We start from the raw sequence: 14,987 nt of genomic DNA, 5'->3' as shown, positions 1-14,987 counted from the left end.
AAAGTGCCACCATCGTTCCACAACCGTTGCCCGCGGGCAGCGACTTAGGCGGTAAATTCAAGTGGTCCCCGCGGGGGCACCAACCCCAACCCCAAGAAGGTTCTCAGGCATGACATCGAAGTCCACGGCAGTGCGGCCGGAATCCCACCTCGGCCACACCATGAAACCCCGGCAGCTCACCATGATGGGACTGGGCAGCGCCATCGGCGCCGGCCTGTTCCTGGGTTCGGGGGCCGGAATCCAGGCCGCGGGGCCCGCCGTGCTGATCTCGTACCTGGTCGCCGGGACGCTCATCATCCTGGTGATGTGGGCGCTGGGCGAGATGGCCGCTGCGAATCCCACCAGCGGCGCGTTCTCCGTCTACGCCGAGCGGGCGCTCGGAAAAACCGCCGGCGCTGCGGTGGGCTGGCTGTGGTGGCTCCAGCTGGTGGTGGTCATCGCCGCGGAAGCCCTGGGCGCAGCGGGCCTGCTGTTCTCCGTCTGGCCGGTTATCCCCGTCTGGGCCCTGGCACTCATCTTTATGGTTGTGTTTACGGCCATCAACCTCACGGGCGTCAAGAACTTCGGCGAGTTCGAATTCTGGTTCGCCATCCTGAAGGTTGCCGCCATTGTGGCGTTCCTGGCCGTGGGGGCGGCCCTGCTGCTGGGCCTCCTGCCCGACGTAGCTTCGCCTGGACTCGCTAACATCACCACTGATTTTGCCCCCGCCGGGCTTGGCGGAATCGCCACGGCATTGTTCGTGGTGATCTTTGCCTTCGGCGGAACCGAGATCGTGGCCGTGGCCGCCGCGGAAACGGAGGACCCGGAGCACAGTGTGGGCAAGGCGATCCGGACGGTGTTGTGGCGCATCCTGGTCTTCTACATCGGGTCGGTTTTTGTCATCGCGGCCGTCCTGCCGGTCTCCTCCGAAGGACTCGCCTCGCCATTTGCCGGCGTGCTCGACGCGGCCCGGATCCCGGGCGCCGGCACGGCGATCACCCTCGTTGCCGTCGTCGCGCTTCTCTCGGCACTGAACGCCAACCTCTACGGCGCGTCCCGCATGGTGTACTCGCTCGCCGAACGCGGCGAGGCTCCCGGGTTCCTGGCCAGGCTCAGCGGCGCCAGCGTGCCGATGATCGCCGTAGGCGTGTCGGTGGCGTTCGGTTTCTTCGCCACGGTTCTGGAGCTGCTGTTCCCGGACCGGATCCTGCCGGCCTTGTTCCAGCTGGTCGGATCCACGTGCCTGGTGGTCTGGGGCACGGCCCTTGTTTCGCAGCTGATCCTCCGGCGCCGGGCGGACCGGGAAGGTGCCGAACTTCCGCTGCGGATGAAGGGTTTCCCGGGCCTGACTATCTTCGGATTGGTCCTCCTGGGCCTGATCTTCGCCGTCGGCTTCAGCGCGGATAGCAGCCGCGGACAGCTGCTGAGCACGTTCGTTCTGGTCGCCTGTCTCGCGGCGGCGTGCTGGCTCGGCGCCCGGCTGACCACGCGCGATCGCCAGCCAATGTAGTTGGCAGCAGATGTCGTCATGAGCCCTCAAATCCGCTGTTGAACTGCCCAGTCCGCAGGCAGGTAAAGTGGTCCGTATCTTCGGTGGGGCAGGCGACAGGATCAATGTCGGCGAACCCCTGATCGTGTTCGAGGTGCCGGACAACACCGCCGGAATCGTGGGCACGGTCCCGAAGGACGAGGCACCGACGCGCCGGGTCCGCCTGAGCGCCGTACTTGATGAGGACTGACACCATGAGCGGCAGGCACACCGGCGAGATGCATTCCCACACCGTTGAGGGCACGGACCCCCAACTTTTTGTGGAGGTGCACGACCCCCAGAACGACGCCGGACTGCGCCCTGTGCTGCTGCTGCACGGCTTCTCCTCTTCCAGCAAGCTCAACTGGCATGACACCGGCTGGGTGGCGGCCCTGCTGGCGGCTGGCCGCCGCGTCATCACCGTGGACCTGCCAGGACACGGCCGCAGCGGCGCCCCCGAAGACATGGACTCCTACTCCCCCAGCCGGATCCGCGCAGATCTGCTGCAGATAGCGTTCGACGCCGGCGTGCGGCCATTGCACGACGGTGACCCCACTAGCGGGATGGACGTTGTGGGCTATTCGCTGGGCGCCCGGCTCGCCTGGGAATTCGGCGCCACCCAGCCCGAGATCGTCCACCGCCTGGTCCTGGGCGGACCGAACATCGCCGATCCGCTGGCAGCCTTTGACCTCATCGCCGCCCAGAACTACCTCGCAGACGGAACCCCCATCGCGGACGGGTCAACGGCCGGCCTGCTCAAGATGGCCATGCTCCTGCCGAGCAACAACATCTTCGCGCTGCTGTCCCTTGTGGATGCCATCAAGGCCGAGCCCTTCGATCCTGCCGAAGCCGTTCCCCACATGCCGATGCTTCTTGTGGCCGGCGACCAGGATGAACGTGCGGCCACCATGCCGCAGCTTGCCGAACTCGGAATCCGGGCAGGGTCCATGGCTGAACAGCTGACGTTGCCCGGGCGAAACCACACCAACGCCATCACCAGCCGCGCGTTCAAACAGGGCGCCATCGCTTTCCTAGGGGTCTGACCACTGCCGCCTACGTACTGGCGCCTGCCCGGCCCGTGCAGGGTGCGGCATCGCGCACATCAATTGGCATCGACACCTTTGCAAGCTCCGCCCCGATTGACGCGGGCCTGGACGCAGCCATCGATGCCATCAACGGCGCCAAACAGCCAGTACCAGGTGGGTGTTGCGCTGATGGCTACCGACGGCGGGGACGTGCACCAGTACGGAGTGGAGTAACCGTTCGAGGCAGCGAGCACGGCCAAGATCCTGACCGCCGCGGCCTATTACCACCTCGTGGAGGAGGGTTCAGCGTCCCTCGATGATCGGCTGGGCGCGTTCTCTTCGGAGTTCCAGGTGAATACGCTTTCGACCGCCCGAGATGGCCCATATCCTGGCGGAACTGTTCGAGGGCCGGCTCCTGGACCAGGAGCATACGGAGCAGCTCCTGTCCTACATGCAGGACACCAACTACGAAAACCTCATTCCGGCCGCAGTTCCGGACGGGGTCACCGTCTTCCACAAATACGGGCTGCTCGATAACGAACTCCACGACGCCGCCGTCCTCTCGATGTCCTCCGGCAGCTACGTGCTGGTGGTTTTAACGAAGGGTGCCGACCTGAGCGACATCCCTGAACGGACTGTGGTGATCCAGGAAATCACCAAGGCTGTTACCGCCGCCCTCCCGTAACTGAGCAGCAGTGGGAGGAAGTATCCCCGGTTCCCGGCGCGGCAGCAGAAGGTAGGCTGGAAGCGTGGCGGAGACAGCCGGAGAGGGAACAATGAGCACGCGTTTTGAAGACCGCACCGATGCCGGTGAACGGCTGGCGGCGGTGCTCACGCAGTTCCGGGAACGCCCCGACACCATCGTCCTGGGGCTGGCCCGCGGCGGCATCCCTGTGGCCGCCGCGGCTGCCAAGGCCCTGTACCTGCCACTCGGCGCCGTTCTGGTCCGGAAACTCGGCATCCCCGGCCACGACGAAACAGCGTTCGGTGCGCTGGCCTGGTCGCGAGGCCGGATAGTGCGCCTGCTCAACCGTCCCTTGATCACCCGCATTCTGGACCACGGCGTCCGCCAGGAGTGGCTGGACGAAGTGGAGAAACGCGAGAGGGCCGAGCTGCTCCGCCGGGCCGCGACTTACCCGGGGATCAGCAACGACCTCACCGGTCAAACAGTTCTACTGCTCGACGACGGCCTGGCCACCGGAGCCACCATGCGCGCTGCCGCCGAGGCAGCCCGTTCCGGTGGTGCGGCACGGGTCGTCGCCGCAGCGCCGGTGGGTTCGGTGGAAGCCTACACGGCCGTGTCGCGGGTGTGCGACGCCGTGCTGTGCCTGCATCTGCCGGGCAAGTTCCGCGCCGTTGGCAGCTTCTACCGGCACTTCGAACAATTGGCCGATGAGGACGCCATCAGCCTGCTGAACCAGTAGGCCCGACGGCAACACCGGGCCCGGAAAGCCAAACGGCGGGTCCAGGCCAGATGGCCCGAACCCGCCGTTCTACGATGCGTACAACTTTAGTGGTGGCTGCTGACGCCGAGCGGGTTGCCCTTCGTCTCCTTGGCAAGCACAACCCCGACAGCCGAAATCACGCACAGGATCATGATGTAGATGCCGATGGATCCGGTCCATTTGGTGCTCTGCAGCAGCGTCTCGGCAATGGTTGCGGCGAAGGCACCACCCAGGATCGCACCGAACGCGTACCCGATGGAGATGCCCGAGTAGCGGACATTGGCCGGGAACATCTCGGCGTACATCGCCGACATGGGGCCGTATGAGAGACCGAGTCCGATGGTCAGGACGAAGAGCGCCACGCCGTAGAGCCAGATATTCCTGGTGTCGATCAGGGCAAACATCGGGATCATCCAGACGAAGATGATCGCATACCCGATCAGGAACGTCTTGACCCGGCCGATCCGGTCTGAGAGCCAGCCGCCGGCGAGCGTGAAGATCAGCCAGCCGAAGGAGGCGAGGGTGGTGGCGAGCAGGATTTCCGGGACCGGCATCTTCAGCGTCCTGGTGGCGTAGGAGATGAAGAAAGCGATCAACAGGTAGCCAGCGGCATTGTTGGCGATGAAGATCATGGTCGAGTAGAGGACTGGCCTCTTGTGGCTACGAATGAGCTCGCTGAGCGGCGCCCTGCTTTCGGCCTTTCGGGCCGCCATCTCCTGGAAGACTGGGCTCTCGGCCACGGCCCGCCGGATCAGGTATCCCACCACAATCAGCACGATGGACAGCAGGAACGGAACGCGCCAGCCCCACGAAGCAAAGTCTTCCTTGGACATGTTCGAGTTGAGTATGAAGAGCAGGCCGGTGGCCAGGATCATGCCGACCGGGACGCCGATCTGCGGGTACGCGCCGAACACGCCGCGCCGGCTCTTGGGGGCGTGCTCCACTGCCATCAGGGCAGCGCCGCCCCATTCACCGCCGGCGGAGAAGCCCTGGGCAATGCGGAGGATGATCAGCAAGATGGGGGCCCAGACGCCGATCTGCGCGTAGGTCGGCAGCATGCCGATCAGAGAGGTGGCTGCGCCCATCATCAGGAGGGTGAAGACCAACATGGCCTTGCGTCCGAGCCGGTCACCGAGGTGGCCGGCAACCACTGCACCCAGCGGGCGGAACAGGAAGCTGATGCCGATCAGCGCGAAGGACAGGATCTGGGCCAGGCCCGGATTGGATTCGTTCAGCGGAGCCAGGAACAGCGGGGACAGCAGGGTACCCGTCAGTTGGGCGAAGATGAAGAAGTCGTACCACTCGATGGTGGTGCCGACCAGCGTTGCTGCGAGGACCTTGCGTTCCTCGTGCTTGCTGCTCGGGCCCGCCTCGGAATCGACGCGTGAAGTTTCGGTCATTGGAACTCCGTGGCTTGGGGCAGCCTGGTTGGGGATAACGGCTGCCGACGGTGGATTTAGGCCGTCCGATTTACTGATCGAACGGTCAGTTAGTATGACGTTACGCGAAGATGTGATGAAACGCACTATTTTTTCTTGATTCTCCGCACGGATCAGTTCCATAGTTGACGCGAGTCAGTTCCATAGTTGAACTTCCTTTTCGGAATCAGCACAGAGCTTTTCGAAATCCGCACACAGTCCTGGTGAGGGAAGCACCGTCACGGCACCCGGGCAGCGCCCGTGCAGCCGCCTAGGATGGGACCATGACGCCCACCGCAGTCCCCGCCGGAGCAGCTCAGGCTTCGCCGTCCCAGACCCTGTCGCGCGGAATCCGTGCGCTGGAAATCCTGGCGGCCGCGGAGACTCCCTTGACCATTGCGGAACTTGCCGACGCCATGGGGGTTCACCGTTCCGTGGCCTACCGGATCCTGCGGACCCTGGAGGATCACTCCTTGCTGGTGCGCGATGACGCGGGCAGAGTCCAGCCGGGGCCCGGGCTGGCTGTCCTGGCGCGGGGGGTTGCCCGCAACCTGCAGACGGCGGCGCTGCCGGAACTGACGCAACTCGCGAACTCCCTGACCATGAGTGCCTTTGTGGCCGTCTGGGACCGCGATGACTGTGTCACGCTGGTCACCGTGGACCCGCGGCATACCGGGGCCGCCATCGTCCAGCACCCCGGCTCCCGGCATCCCATAAGCGCGGGTGCCCCCGGCATTGCGATCCAGTCCGCCTATTCAGCACCTGAGTGGCATGCGGCAGCCCCGGGAATCCCCTACCGGCCCGAGGCGGGAACCGCGCGGCAGCTGGGCTATGCCGCCAGCCACGATGAAGTCATCGCCGGGGTCTCCTCCGTGGCAGTTCCGGTCAGGGTCCCTGCCGGCCGGCCAGCCGCGCTGGCCGTCGTCTATATCCGGGCAGCCCAGAATCCGGACGAAATCGCCGCTGCGCTGATGGCGGGCGCCGCGCGCATTCAGGCCCAGCTGGGCTGACCATTGCACACGCCGTCTGGCCATGACCAGCACCCGGCGTCGATCAGTGGCGTTTGCGGAGAATGACGGCGGCCGCGGCACCAAGCACCAGCAGGCCGCCGGCGGCAATCACAGGCACAATGAAGGCGGCGTGGTAGCCGTGGGCCTGCGCCAGCTGGCCACCAACGGCGGCCCCCAGTGCGGTACCCGCCACGATCCCGCTTGCCAGAGCTGTCATCACAGTGCCCAGCCTTTCCACCGGCGCCACCAGGCCTCCGATCGCGAAGACTGTGACCATCACGGGGCCCACGGGCAATCCCAGGACCAGAAGCACCGCAATCATGCCGCCCAACGATCCGGGCACCAGCAGCAGCAACGCGAGCACCGTCATGAGTGCCGAGCTGACCAGCCACCGGGCGGCGGGAGCGAAGCGCTGGGGCCAGTACGCCACGGACAGGGCTGCGGCGGCCGAACTCAGTCCCATGACCGCATACAGCAGTCCGGCGATTTCCGAGGTGGCGAAACTGGCGGAGAAGGAGCTCAAAGCAGTCTGGGCGGACCCGAAGAAAGTGCCCATGGCCACCATCGCCAGGACGGGCAGTGCGACGACAGCAGGAATCCTCGCAGCCTTGCGCGAAGCTGCCGAGCCCCGGTTCAGGGGAACCGCCTTGTGCGTGGAGTGCACGGCAAAGGCGGGCACTAGCGTGATGGTAATGGCTGCGGCCAAGGCCAACGGCAGCCAAGGGGCCACCAGGCTGGCCAGGATACCCACCAGAGCCGGTCCCAGCACGAACGTCAGCTCATCAGCCGTGCCTTCGTACGACAGGGCCGTGTCCAGATCCCTGCCGCCCTTCGCTCCCTTGCCCCGCGAGGTGAGCGCCATCCAGCGCACCCTGGCCAGCGGCCCTACCTGCGGACAGCTGGCCCCAGCAAGGAATGCGGCGGCGATCAGGGCCACGGGAAAAGACCCGGCTTCGGGCGCAGCCCAAGCCGTCCCGATCAGGGCCAGGACAGCCAAAGTGTTGAGCACCGCCGCCACCAGAAGTACGGGCCGCTGCCCCCTGCGGTCTGCGAGGGCCCCAAAAACCGGGGCGCCGAGGGCCGAGCCGATCCCCACAGCACCGGCCGCAGTGCCACCCAGCGCGTAGGAGCCCGTCACGGACGTAACAAGGGTCAGGGCACCGACGGTAAGCATGGCCAATGGCAGCCGGGCGAACAGGCCCAGGGGGATAAAGCTGCGGCCTGCGAGGTGCGGGAGCCTGGCGAACCGCCCGGTGGGCGGAGCCGGCGCAGCGGAGGCAGGCGCACTGTCAGAAGAAAGCGGCGCTTCCAGGGAAGCGGGCAGGGAGGACATTGTTGAAGAGTTCAAGGTTCCGGGCTCGTTCAGTAATGCGCATCGTCCCTCCTCCCGATGCGCGCAACCCGGTAACTATCCAATTATAGAGGCCGGCTGGGGCCAGTCCAGCCCGGCATGACCGCCGTCACACCAGCGCTTCGGCGGCGTCGGAAATGCGGAGGGTGGAACCGTTCCGGCCCTTGAGGACCTGGAGCTGGGTTCCGATACGCTGTTTCATTTCCCCCACATGACTGACGAGACCCACAACGCGCCCGCCGTCGCGAAGGCCTTCGAGGGCATCCATCACCTGTTCCAGGGATTGTTCGTCCAGGCTGCCGAAACCCTCGTCCACAAAGAGCGTCTCGATCTGTATGCCGCCGGATTCCTGCTGCACAACGTCTGCCAACCCCAGGGCGAGTGAGAGGGACGCCATAAAGGACTCGCCGCCGGACAGTGTGGAAGTATCCCGGCGGTGCCCGGTCCACTGGTCCACGACTTCAAGGCCCAACCCGGATTTCGCGCCCCGCGCGGCCTTGGCGTCTGAATGCTGGAGCAGGTAGCGGCCATCGCTCATGGCCACCAGGCGTTCGGAAGCCGCCAACGCCACCTGTTCAAGCCGTGCCGCGAGGACGTAGCTGTTCAGGCTCATGCGGTACGTGTTGTCTCCTCGGCCTGCGGCGGTATCAGCCAGGGCTGTCAGCAGCTGGGCGCGTTCCCGCGGAACCCGCCCGGAACCGGCAAGCCGTTCGTAGTCCTTGCGGACAGCGGCCAGCGATTCCGCACAGCGCACGGCCATGCCGGCGGCGAGATCGGCGGCGCGTGCCTCCTCCCCGGCCTGCTCCGCGGCGGTTTGCAGCTCGGCAATGAGGGCTTCGTCCACCGCGGGATGGGCTGCGGCTTCCATCCGTGCCAGCAGCAGATCCTCGGATGCGAACAGCTCGGCAATCCGCGCCTGTTCGTCGTGGCCGGCCCGGACGTCAGCCAGCAGGGCGTCGGCGTCGGTGTCCGACAGCAGCTGCGCCCGGGCCTCAAGGTCAGAACTGAAACCAGCCTCAGGCAACGCCAGGTCAAGCTGGATCCGCGCTTCCTCGGCCCTGGCCCTGGCCCTGCTGAGCAAGGCCTGGGCCTCCATGGCCTTCTCCAGTGTGGCAGCAGCGTCCTGCAGCGACCGCAGCCGGTGTGTGAGGCTGCGGTGGCCGCCACGCAGGGCGGAGAGCGCCTCGTCAAGCGACGCCAGCTGGTCCACCAGTCCCGACAATTCAACGGTGGCCTGCGCGAGTTCGGATGCTGCTCTGTGCCTGGCGGAATCCGCTGCGGTCAATCTGGCTTCGGCTGCCTCCAGCTGCTGCCGGAGGTCAGCGAGGTTCTTCACCGCCAGCTGAGACTCTCCGGCGGCGGTGCGGGCAGTCTCGAACGCTGCAATTGCATCCTCTTCGGGGGTGTCCCCGCCCTGGCCTTCAAGAACAGCCACCAACTGGTTCGCGTCGCCCAACTCACGGGCCCGCGCCGCCAGGTCTTTCTCCGCAGACTCATGGTCGTGCTGGGCGGCTTCCTCGGCCTGGCTGAGGCCCAGCGCTGACGCAGCAGCCTCCGCGGGAGCCGGGTGGTCCGCACTGCCGCAAACCGGGCAGGCTTCCCCCTCGGCCAGCTGGGCGGCGAGTTCGGCGGCGGCGTTGGCGAGTCTTTCCTCGCGCAGGTCCAGCCAGCGGAGTTTCTTCTCGAGCTGGATCTCCCGGGACCCCGAGTGGCGCCCGGTGGCGAGCCCCTGCGCCGCGCGGGCGGCCGCGTAGCGCCGAACGACGTCAACTAGTTCCTCTGCCGCAGCGGCTTCCTTGGCGCGCAGGATGGCGGCTGAGGCCAGTTCCGCCAGGGGCTCGAGGCCCGCCGTCAGGGTTTCCTGCTCCGAGCGGAGGGCCTGCAGCGAAACGCCCAGGTCAATGTCCTTTTGGGTGAGTTCCTGCTGCTTCGTGCTGAGTGCGGCACGCCTGGCAACGAGTGAATGGAGGCGTTCTTCGTCCGGCAATCTTGCTTCCACAACGGCCAACAAGGACCGGAGCCGGCTCAGCTCACCAGCGACGTCATTGGCCCCTGCGGCGGAGAGCCCGCCATCGGAGGGGTCCGCATCCAAGGCGCCAAGGTCCAGCTGGTCCAGTTCGGGGTCTTCATCCGCGGCCATCCGCAGCAGTGTGATGGCGGATTCCATGGCTCCGGCTGCGTGCCGGACCTGGGTCTGGCTGGACTGAACCGCCTGCAGCTGGCCCGTGAGCACCTCGGCGCGGCGGTGCTGTGCGAGCCGGGCGGCATGGACCTCCAGTGACGGCTGGGTTGCCTCTGCGGCCGCCTTCCGGGCCTCGGCGGCTGCCAGTTTGCGGTGCCGTTCCCGCCGCGCGGACTCGCCCTCCAGCAGGCCGGAGGTGTGCCTGCTGACAGTTGCTGCGGCCTCCGCCGCGACAGCCAGTTCCGCTGCGCGGCGGGCCACTGATTCCTGCAGCCATTCGATCCGGGCAGACGATTCTTCCTGGGCAGGAGCTCCGGAATCGTCAATGGCCAGCGCGGCGGCTTCGGCTTCGGCCCGCGCCGCCAGCAGCTCAAGCTCCGCGTTCAGCCGGGCAACATCGTTCCGCGCGGCCTGCGCCTGCGCCGCCAATTCCTGTTCCAGGGCCTCAAACCGCTGGGTGCCGAAAAGCTTCTGCAGCAGTTCCAGGCGATCGGCTGCCTTGGACCGGAGGAAGGCGGCAAAATCGCCCTGTGGCAGCATCACCACGCGCGTGAACTGTTCCCGGTCCATTCCCAGCAGGGCGGTGATTTCAGCGCCGGCTTCGTCATTGCGTCCGGATCTCTCCGTCCACGTCCCGCTGATGCGTTCCCGGAGGAGCGTTTTGGCCTGCTGTGTGGTGAAGCCGTTCTTCCCCCGGGCACTGGGTTTATCCCAGGCCGGCGACCTGGTGACTTCGAAGTGCCGGCCCTGGGCGGAAAACTCGCAGGTTACTGCCGGTTCGAGCGACGGCTCAGCATGGTCGCTGCGCAGGCGCTTACCCTCCTGGCGCGCCCCGGGCACGGATCCGTACAGCGCAAAGCAGACGGCGTCCAGCACGCTGGTCTTCCCTGCCCCCGTAGGCCCGTTAAGGAGGAAGAGTCCGTGGGCGCTCAACCTGTCGAAGTCGATTTCCTCGGTACTCGCAAAGGGCCCGAAGGCGGAGATGGCAAGACGGTGGATCCTCATAGCGATGCCTCCGTCAGGCGTACGTTATCCAGCGCCGCGGCGATGGCCGACCGCTCGGCGTCGTCCGCGTCCCGCCCCCGCACATGATCGAGGAATCCGCAGCAGAGCGAGAGATCATCCTGGGCTTCGGCGAGCCGGCTGCTGTAGCTCTTGGACGCCTTGACGGCGCCGCCCTGCGGATCAAAGCCGAGGACCAGCGTGTCCGGAAACCGGGCCCGCAGCCGCTCCATGGCCTGCGCGGGCCGCTGCTCATCCGTCAGGGTGATCTGGCAGTACGCACCTTCGGCCCAGGAATGTTCCGCGGACTCCAGGAGCTCCGAGATATCGCCGCGGAGCACGGCCAGCTTCCGCGGGGCTTCCCACGACAGTTCCGATACGCCGGTCACGCCGTCCGGGCCGACGTCGATCAGCCAGCTTCCCTTGGTGTGCTTGGCTTCAGAGAACGAGTAGGCCAAGGGCGAACCCGAGTACCTGACCTGCGGCGACAGGGTCTGGCGGCCGTGCAGGTGCCCCAGCGCGGTATAGCTGAATCCGTCGAAGAGGTCCAGGGGCACCGCTCCGACTCCCCCGATGCTGAGGTCCCGCTCGCTGTCGGAGCTGATCCCTCCGCTGGCGAACGTGTGGGCCAGGACCACTGAATGGACGGTTCCCGCAGCGCTGCGCTCGGCGAGGTCTGCCCGGATGCGGTCAGTGGCGGCGCGGGTGACTTCGAAGTGGCTGGCTGCTTCCGCACCGAGTTGTTCGGCGACGAGGCGCGGTTCCAGCCAGGGGATTCCATAGATGGCCAGGACGGCGCCGGGCGTCCGGCCGTCACCCGTCTCAAGGGGCAGGACGACGGGCTGGTCCAGGTCCGCCAGCCGGGTCCGCAAGTGGACGCCGCCACGTTCCAGCAGCCGGGAGGCGAAGCCCAGCCGGATGGCGGAGTCGTGGTTGCCGGATGTCAGCACCACCGTGGCGCCAGCCGCCGTGAGCCGCACCAGGGCATCGTCCAACAGCCCCACGACGTCGACGCCGGGCAGGGCGCGGTCGTAGACATCGCCGGCGATCAGGACAACGTCGACCGCATTTCCGGTGACAGCGCTGACGAGCTGATCAACAAATGACCGCTGGGCGTCCAGCATCCCGACGCCGTGGAAGGACCTGCCCAAGTGCCAGTCCGATGTGTGCAATAACCGCATATTCTTACGCTAGCGGCTGCCACCGACAGTTTAGGAAACTGCCGCAACAGGCCGTTGCCCAGTCAGGCCAGCTAACCGCGCTTTCCGTCGAAGAATTCCTGGGCCTCGTCGCGGTTGTCCGGCTCGTCCGCGGCGGCATGAGCCGGTGCGGGCTCGGCCGGAGCGGCTGCCTTGGCGGGCACCTCAGCGGAGTCGTCGGCGACGTCGGCATCCTCGTCGTCGAAATCCACAACATCCTCGGCGGCACTGCCGTCATCTACTGACCCGTCAGCGGCTGATCCAGCGGCCGAAGCAGTATCCGCAGCAACCGGCTCGGCGAACCCACGGAAGACCAGCCCGGCGATGGCGGCGCCCGCCAAGGGAGCAACCCAGAAGAGCCACAGCTGCTCAAGGGACCAGCTGGAGCTGAAGACGGCCGACGCCGTGGCGCGGGCGGGGTTGAACGGCGCATTGCCCACGGACAGGCCCAGCTGCAGCAGGACCGCGAAGGCGAGGCCCACGGCTACGGCAGCTGCCGTTTTGTTGATGTTGTTGCGTGCGGTGGTGCCCAGGAAGACTGCAACCAGGATGGCGGCTCCGAGCACTTCCAGCAGGAGCACGCCGGCGAGGGGCGCCTGGATGATGGAATGTTCGCCGAATCCGGCAGTCACGGTGTCGAACGCCGTGCGGCTGTCCTGGATGCCCGGCAGTGTGCGCAGGATACCGAAGAGTGCGAGGGCGCCGAGAAGCCCGCCCACCAGCTGCGCGCCGATGTACGCGGCGGCGTCACCGAGCCGGATCCGGCCGGCGACGGCGTGGCCAACGGTCACCGCCGGGTTGAAGTGTCCGCCGGAAACGTAGCCGAAGGCCAGCATCGCCGCGGTTACCGCGAGGCCTGCTGCGAGCGCGGCCGGCAGCGGGCTGGACTGCGGGATGGAGAACAGCGGCACGCCCAGGCCTGCCACCACGATGAAGAGGCTGCCAAAGGCTTCGGCAGACAGCCTGGACACCAGCCCGTGCCGGATTTCGGCACCGCTGCCGGCAGTCAGCCCGGGGGCGGGATCACGGTGGACGGGCACAGGCGTGGTCATGGTGGGGCAATCCTTATCGTTGGGGTTTGGTGCCTTTGCATTCTGCCAAGGGATTCTGGGCTTTGGCTGAGTCCGAGCTTAGTGGACGGACGGCGTGGCGCCCCGGCGCGTTCCACCTTCGCCCCACGGTAAATTTACTGTCATGAGCATTGAACCGGGCGCCGTTGCCGCGCCCCCGCTGAAGTCCCGCATCCACGGCTGCCTCCTGGGCGGCGCCCTGGGCGACTCGCTGGGCTACGCGGTGGCGTTCGACCCGATGGAGGCCATCCGCCGACGCTTCGGCCCCGCGGGCCTGACAGACCTGGCAGCGCTCGACGGCGGCAGCCACTTTTCGGACGACACGCAGCTGACGCTGTACACCGTGGACGGACTGGTGGAGGTGCTCGAATGGGCCAATGACGGCGTGGGCGCCGATACGAACGCCTGCGTGTGGCTGGCCTATCTCCGCTGGCTGGACACCCAGGGTGAATCTGTACCGCCGCAGGCCCCGGCACAGCCGCCACGGTGGATCGACGGGAACGAGGTGCTGAGGCACCGCCGAGCCCCGGAAGAAACGTGCATCAGCGGCCTGGCCACCGGCGAAATGGGGACGGTCTACCGGCCGGTGAACCCGGAGTTGAATGGCCGTGGAACGGTGATGCGGTCGGCCCCGTTCGGCCTGATTCCCTACATAGCGTCCGACGCCGTCTATAAGTTGAGTGCCGACGCCGCCTCCCTGACGCACGGCCATCCGTCCGCACGGCAAAGTGCCGGCAGCTTCAGCCTGCTGATCCACCGCCTGGTGGCCGGTGACACCCTGGCGGACGCCGCTGCGGCGGTCCTGGAGGAGGTGCGTGGCCTGAAGGATGTGGCGGCGGAACTTCCCGAGCGGCTTGAAGCAGCCATCCGCTGTGCGGGAACAGGCGTCCTGTCGCCGGAGGACCTGGTTCGGCAGCTGGGCGAGGGCTGGGTCGCGGAGGAGGCGTTCGCCGTCGGGCTTTACGCTGTCCTGGCCACAGCGCCGGATGCGGACTCCACCCTGTCGCCGCAAGACCATTTCCGGGCAGCCGTGGCGCTGGCCGTCAACCACAGCGGCGCCAGCGATTCCACGGGATCCATCGCCGGAAACATCCTTGGCGCCTACTACGGCGAAGTGTGCCTGCCCCCGGAATGGCTCGACGCCCTCGAAGGGCCGGACGTCATCCGCGGCATGGCCGATCTGCTGGTGGGCGTTACAACCGCTTGAGCGCGACGTTGTTGCAGGCCTCGCAGATGTCCTCCGGGATCAGGCCCCGGCGCTGCAGCACTCCGAAGATAACGCAGCCCAGGCAGAATCCGGCGAAGGCCTCCAGCGAGGCTGCAGCGATGAGTACCGCGAGCGCAATCCAGGCTGCAGGGGCGGCCCCGGCAAGGAACAGGATCAGCGCCGTCGTGGACACCGCCGCTCCCATGCCCTGGGCAAAACGCTTGGGCGGTCCGGGAACCAGGCGAACGCGGCCCAGTCGGGGTGCCAGGACCTTGACGGAGAGCAGGGCCAGCGGCGAAATCCGTGGGCCGAAGAGCACACGCAGCCAGAAGCCCGCGGCGATCAGCACGAGTCCCCAAACGGACCCGCTCAGCAGTGTGGCGCCCGCGAGGAGCACCACCAGGCCGGCGGTGATCCGGGCCGCGTATTCATTGACGGGGTTGGGAAAGGCGAACACGGCGGACCAGTTGATTCCGGTTGTTTGGCCGTCCGTTAGTTTGCTCATCCTGCAAGGCTAGGAGCCGGGCACGCCGCAGGGAAGATTTGTTGCGCCGGATGAACACCGGACGGC

Annotated in this window: 12 protein-coding genes and 1 pseudogene; 7 read left to right on the top strand and 6 right to left on the bottom strand. The window is 66.8% G+C overall.

Annotated elements, in window-relative coordinates:
• Positions 1–109: 109 nt before the first annotated feature.
• The 5 genes and pseudogenes from MUN23_RS17525 (at position 110) to MUN23_RS17505 (ending at position 3,956) form a co-directional block, all read left to right on the top strand.
• Entirely contained in the window at positions 110–1,489 is a 1,380-nt protein-coding gene (locus tag MUN23_RS17525) for an amino acid permease (protein ID WP_248760057.1), read from the top strand.
• A gap of 28 nt (positions 1,490–1,517) precedes the next feature.
• Positions 1,518–1,718: pseudogene (locus MUN23_RS17520) on the top strand (biotin/lipoyl-containing protein); the annotation flags it as partial.
• Positions 1,719–1,722: 4 nt separating this feature from the next.
• Positions 1,723–2,550, top strand: a complete 828-nt coding sequence (locus MUN23_RS17515) for an alpha/beta fold hydrolase (protein WP_248760055.1) — start codon at positions 1,723–1,725, stop codon at positions 2,548–2,550.
• A gap of 358 nt (positions 2,551–2,908) precedes the next feature.
• Complete coding sequence (locus MUN23_RS17510; protein WP_248760054.1) at positions 2,909–3,217, top strand: serine hydrolase; 309 nt, start codon at positions 2,909–2,911, stop codon at positions 3,215–3,217.
• Positions 3,218–3,308: 91 nt separating this feature from the next.
• Positions 3,309–3,956: a phosphoribosyltransferase gene (locus tag MUN23_RS17505; protein WP_248760053.1), complete on the top strand. Its 648-nt coding sequence runs from the start codon at positions 3,309–3,311 to the stop codon at positions 3,954–3,956.
• A gap of 86 nt (positions 3,957–4,042) precedes the next feature.
• Here the strand turns inward: MUN23_RS17505 and MUN23_RS17500 are convergent, their stop codons facing one another.
• Entirely contained in the window at positions 4,043–5,377 is a 1,335-nt protein-coding gene (locus MUN23_RS17500; RefSeq protein WP_248760052.1) for an MFS transporter, read from the bottom strand.
• A gap of 302 nt (positions 5,378–5,679) precedes the next feature.
• On the opposite strand from MUN23_RS17500, the gene MUN23_RS17495 reads away from it, so the two are divergent.
• Positions 5,680–6,405: an IclR family transcriptional regulator gene (locus tag MUN23_RS17495; protein ID WP_248760050.1), complete on the top strand. Its 726-nt coding sequence runs from the start codon at positions 5,680–5,682 to the stop codon at positions 6,403–6,405.
• Positions 6,406–6,448: 43 nt separating this feature from the next.
• Here MUN23_RS17495 and MUN23_RS17490 read toward each other — a convergent pair whose 3' ends face one another.
• The 4 genes from MUN23_RS17490 to MUN23_RS17475 all read right to left on the bottom strand — a co-directional run bounded on the left by MUN23_RS17490 (position 6,449) and on the right by MUN23_RS17475 (position 13,191).
• A complete protein-coding gene (locus MUN23_RS17490; RefSeq protein WP_248764124.1) occupies positions 6,449–7,738 on the bottom strand; it encodes an MFS transporter in 1,290 nt (429 codons plus the stop codon).
• 127 nt (positions 7,739–7,865) lie between these two features.
• Positions 7,866–10,943, bottom strand: coding sequence for an AAA family ATPase (locus MUN23_RS17485; RefSeq protein ID WP_248760048.1), 3,078 nt, complete (start codon positions 10,941–10,943; stop codon positions 7,866–7,868).
• Complete coding sequence (locus tag MUN23_RS17480) at positions 10,940–12,121, bottom strand: exonuclease SbcCD subunit D (protein WP_248760046.1); 1,182 nt, start codon at positions 12,119–12,121, stop codon at positions 10,940–10,942. The genes MUN23_RS17485 and MUN23_RS17480 overlap by 4 nt, the downstream gene beginning before the upstream one ends.
• A 71-nt stretch (positions 12,122–12,192) precedes the next feature.
• A complete protein-coding gene (locus MUN23_RS17475; protein WP_248760044.1) occupies positions 12,193–13,191 on the bottom strand; it encodes an MIP/aquaporin family protein in 999 nt (332 codons plus the stop codon).
• A gap of 142 nt (positions 13,192–13,333) precedes the next feature.
• Here MUN23_RS17475 and MUN23_RS17470 point away from each other — a divergent pair, with 142 nt between their 5' ends.
• Entirely contained in the window at positions 13,334–14,416 is a 1,083-nt protein-coding gene (locus MUN23_RS17470; protein WP_248760042.1) for an ADP-ribosylglycohydrolase family protein, read from the top strand.
• Here MUN23_RS17470 and MUN23_RS17465 read toward each other — a convergent pair.
• Positions 14,403–14,921, bottom strand: coding sequence for a DUF4395 domain-containing protein (locus MUN23_RS17465; RefSeq protein ID WP_248760040.1), 519 nt, complete (start codon positions 14,919–14,921; stop codon positions 14,403–14,405). The genes MUN23_RS17470 and MUN23_RS17465 overlap by 14 nt on opposite strands.
• Positions 14,922–14,987: the final 66 nt, after the last annotated feature.

Origin of the sequence: Pseudarthrobacter sp. SSS035 (assembly GCF_023273875.1) — a bacterium.
In the GTDB taxonomy this organism is placed as follows: domain Bacteria; phylum Actinomycetota; class Actinomycetes; order Actinomycetales; family Micrococcaceae; genus Arthrobacter.
The sequence above is the reverse complement of the archived record's forward strand: the minus strand, read 5'-3'. Positions and strand labels throughout refer to the sequence as shown.

Excerpts from the sequence above, each read along its gene's own strand:
- MUN23_RS17525 (WP_248760057.1), top strand. The coding sequence starts at position 110 with ATGACATCGAAGTCCACGGCAGTGCGGCCGGAATCCCACCTCGGCCAC.
- MUN23_RS17515 (WP_248760055.1), top strand. The coding sequence starts at position 1,723 with ATGAGCGGCAGGCACACCGGCGAGATGCATTCCCACACCGTTGAGGGC.
- MUN23_RS17510 (WP_248760054.1), top strand. The coding sequence starts at position 2,909 with ATGGCCCATATCCTGGCGGAACTGTTCGAGGGCCGGCTCCTGGACCAG.
- MUN23_RS17505 (WP_248760053.1), top strand. The coding sequence starts at position 3,309 with ATGAGCACGCGTTTTGAAGACCGCACCGATGCCGGTGAACGGCTGGCG.
- MUN23_RS17500 (WP_248760052.1), bottom strand. The coding sequence starts at position 5,377 with ATGACCGAAACTTCACGCGTCGATTCCGAGGCGGGCCCGAGCAGCAAG.
- MUN23_RS17495 (WP_248760050.1), top strand. The coding sequence starts at position 5,680 with ATGACGCCCACCGCAGTCCCCGCCGGAGCAGCTCAGGCTTCGCCGTCC.
- MUN23_RS17490 (WP_248764124.1), bottom strand. The coding sequence starts at position 7,738 with ATGTCCTCCCTGCCCGCTTCCCTGGAAGCGCCGCTTTCTTCTGACAGT.
- MUN23_RS17485 (WP_248760048.1), bottom strand. The coding sequence starts at position 10,943 with ATGAGGATCCACCGTCTTGCCATCTCCGCCTTCGGGCCCTTTGCGAGT.
- MUN23_RS17480 (WP_248760046.1), bottom strand. The coding sequence starts at position 12,121 with ATGCGGTTATTGCACACATCGGACTGGCACTTGGGCAGGTCCTTCCAC.
- MUN23_RS17475 (WP_248760044.1), bottom strand. The coding sequence starts at position 13,191 with ATGACCACGCCTGTGCCCGTCCACCGTGATCCCGCCCCCGGGCTGACT.
- MUN23_RS17470 (WP_248760042.1), top strand. The coding sequence starts at position 13,334 with ATGAGCATTGAACCGGGCGCCGTTGCCGCGCCCCCGCTGAAGTCCCGC.
- MUN23_RS17465 (WP_248760040.1), bottom strand. The coding sequence starts at position 14,921 with ATGAGCAAACTAACGGACGGCCAAACAACCGGAATCAACTGGTCCGCC.